This window comes from Mycobacterium sp. 1164966.3, from assembly GCF_001665395.1.
Classification (GTDB): domain Bacteria; phylum Actinomycetota; class Actinomycetes; order Mycobacteriales; family Mycobacteriaceae; genus Mycobacterium.
Genome location: NZ_LZSG01000059.1, coordinates 1 through 1,893, shown reverse-complemented (window position 1 = coordinate 1,893; position 1,893 = coordinate 1). Strand labels below are relative to the sequence as shown.

Annotated in this window: 1 protein-coding gene; it reads left to right on the top strand. The window is 66.2% G+C overall.

Going from position 1 to position 1,893, the window contains the following annotated elements:
- Positions 1-135: 135 nt before the first annotated feature.
- Positions 136-1,608, top strand: coding sequence for a hypothetical protein (locus A9W99_RS20590; protein WP_253870134.1), 1,473 nt, complete (start codon positions 136-138; stop codon positions 1,606-1,608).
- The last annotated feature ends 285 nt before the right edge of the window (positions 1,609-1,893 follow it).

Sequence of the window (1,893 nt, the reverse complement as noted above, 5' to 3'; positions counted from 1 at the left end):
AGTAAACTTGACCGGCACGGTCGCTCGACAATTCGCGCCCTACGTTGTCTGAAGAACTTGATAGCGCCCAGCTAATCCTTGGCTGCCCTCAAAAATTCGGGCGGCTCAGCAACCTATTTTGGAGGAGCTTGAGCGGTGGTGGACATTGTGCTTGGTGTCTCGATGGCACCAACGAAGGTCCGCATGGTGCTGGTCGAAGGCGAAAACGCCGACGGTGTCACGGTCGACCAGGAGAACTTCGACGTCGACGCCCAGTCATCCGGCACCGCGCCCGCGCAGGTGATCTCGGCAATCCTGGGAACCCGGGAAAGCGCCGCAGAGGGCGGCTATCAACTGCAATCTAGCGGCGTGACCTGGACAGACCCCGTCGAAGCCGCCGCGCTCCGCGACGCGTTGGCGGCTCACAAAGTCGAAAACGTGATGCTGGTCTCGGCATTCATGTCCGCGGCAGCACTGGCTCAGGCGGTCGGCAACGCAACGAACTACGCGCGGACCGCGTTGCTGTTCGTCGAGCCCCGCAGCGCGACCCTGGCGGTGATCAACAGCGACGACGGGTCGGTCTCGGACGTGCACCGGAAGCTGTTACCCGACGACGACGACCGGGCAATAGCCGAGCTGATCGACCTGGTTTCGGGTGCCGAAGCGCTGGACACCCGCCCCGACGGTGTCTTCGTCGTCGGCTCCGGAGTCGATATCCCGTTGATAAAGCCGGCCTTGCAAGCCGCGACGTCGCTGACGCTGTCCGTCCCCGAGGAACCGGAGATGGCCCTGGCCCAGGGCGCGGCGCTGGCGTCGGCGAACTCGCCGTTGTTCGCGTCCTCCACCGTGGCGCGGGCCTACGCTCTGGACACCGGCGTCGATCGGCCCCAATACCCGATTCCCCGCGTCGCTGCCGACAACAAAGCCGGCATTGACAACGTCGCCTACAGCGCCGTCCAGGACGAACCTGAAGATGCCGATCCCGACGACGCCCGCCGCCGGTCGCTACTGCTGGTAGGAAGCTCACTGTCGGTCGTCGTCATCAGCGCGGTGGTAGCGCTGGAAATCGCACTGGCAATAAGCATTCGTCCCACAGTCGCGTTGCGGCCCAGTCCGAACGAAAACGTCATCGTCCCGACCCAGCAGTCGCCTGCCCCCGTGATCGCTCCGAAGCCCGAGGTCAAACCGCCGAAGCCGTGCCCGCCGCCCAAGAGCCCGCGGCCAAAGATCCCACCACCAAACGGACCGCGGCCCCCGCCCAGCCCAGGCAAGGGCCCTCGCGGCGCGGGTCCGCCGAGCCTGGGCAACAGTCCTCGTTCCCGCGGCACCTGTGGCTCCAGAGGTAGCGGCGCGCGCGGCTGCAGTACCGGCGCCGGCTCCCGTGGCACGACGCGCACCGGGGGCGCGGGAGCCGGTACGCGCACCGGTGCCAGCGGCAGGACCACCGGCGGCGGGGCCGCAGGCACCACTACCGGCGGCGGGGCCGCGGTCCGTTTGGTGGTGGGATCTTTGGCCGCGGGCTCTTGGGCGGCGGGCACGGCTTCGGCGGCTTCGGGCGCAGGTAGTCGGCATATTCGCGAGTTGTGCAGAGCCGCCCTCGATCAACGTCGTGTGGCGACCGTCACCTGAGGCGCGCCATCTTAATCCCGTAGCGGGTAAAATCGGCACACACGGGGAATTCAAGTGGGCAAGAAGTTCACTTGAAGTCGTGTCAATCGACAACCAGAGCAGAAGACTATTGGAGGAGCTGTGGACACCGTACTGGGTGTGTCGATGGCACCGACGGCAGTCCGGATGGTGCTGGTCGAAGGTGAAAACGGCGACGGCGCCACGGTCGATGAAGACAATTTCGCGGTCGTCGACGAAACCCCGGTGACCGCGGCCGGGCAGGTCGTCTCGGCCATCCTGGGAACC